At 41.1% G+C, this 545-nt stretch carries 1 protein-coding gene and 1 pseudogene; both read left to right on the top strand.

Translation table 11 applies throughout. The features are described 5' to 3' along the window. Positions 1–269, top strand: a 269-nt coding sequence (locus ACS8FD_RS23805) for a DprA-like winged helix domain-containing protein (RefSeq protein WP_459252186.1), incomplete at its 5' end; no start/stop codon positions are given. Positions 270–427: 158 nt separating this feature from the next. Then, positions 428–545: pseudogene (locus tag ACS8FD_RS23800) on the top strand (L-threonylcarbamoyladenylate synthase); the annotation flags it as partial.

Here is a 545-nt window from a genome sequence, read left to right as displayed (position 1 = left end):
GCCCCATTTTTCATTCGTCAGATCTAAACAGCCGCCTCGCTACCGCTACTCATCACTTGTCATCATCTACTCTTAAGTCTTCTGGTAACGCTATAAACGTCGCTGAACATTTACTAACGGTTTATGATCAACTTGACTGGCATGGACAGGATTTAGATGCATTGTTAGTAACCACCAAGATAGCCCCACCGCAGCTAATCGGCCAGTTGATGGAGCTTGAATTATTAGGGGTTATCAGTGTGCAAGGCGGGCGCTACTTACGCGTCTAAAACTATGTTTTAGTTACCTTAAAGTTCTTCTTTATTCCAATTATTGAGTATTTAAACCAAGAACAATTTTGGTAATTTCAAACTCTGCTATCCTAGTCTTTCTTTGTCATATGTTATTATGAGTGCTTAACCTCCTATCTCTTTGAAGCACTCAAGTCATGAAACAATCCGCGCCCTTTACTACTAATTCTGTCATTCAAGCTGCTGACTGGCTTAAAGAAGGAAAGCTACTTGCTTATCCAACAGAAAGCGTTTGGGGTATCGGCTGTGATCCAT

It is taken from the genome of Psychrobacter sp. 1U2 (genome assembly GCF_051847575.1).
Note: the sequence above shows the minus strand (reverse complement) of the source record. Positions and strands in the feature narration are given on the sequence as shown.